The following is a 260-nucleotide window of genomic DNA, read 5'->3' as shown; positions in this document are numbered from 1 at the left end:
GAGTAACATAGCCACCTAAGCATCTGAACATCTCCGCCTGGAGGTGGACTATATGTATAACTTAGTAGTAATCGTCCCATCCATTCGTAGGAGTATGAACATGACTTGGTCCAAACCTGCTTACACTGATCTGCGTATCGGCTTTGAAGTCACCATGTACTTCGCAAGCCGTTAATACCTTTGTATCGCAGCGCAACGCCTCGGTTCGCCGGGGCGTTTTTATTTTTGAGTCTTGTGTGATGGAGCGGCCATGTTTGTCC

Annotated in this window: 1 protein-coding gene; it reads left to right on the top strand. The window is 47.7% G+C overall.

All coding sequences use genetic code 11. The features are described from left to right. Nucleotides 1-100 precede the first annotated feature (100 nt). Nucleotides 101-175 (top strand): pyrroloquinoline quinone precursor peptide PqqA, encoded by a 75-nt coding sequence (gene pqqA, locus AAEY99_RS21525; protein ID WP_003194766.1) that lies wholly within the window; start codon nucleotides 101-103, stop codon nucleotides 173-175. Nucleotides 176-260 lie beyond the last annotated feature (85 nt).

It is taken from the genome of Shewanella sp. S1-58-MNA-CIBAN-0166, assembly GCF_040310085.1.
GTDB lineage: Bacteria > Pseudomonadota > Gammaproteobacteria > Enterobacterales > Shewanellaceae > Shewanella.
This window is presented reverse-complemented; position numbering and strand designations above follow the sequence as displayed.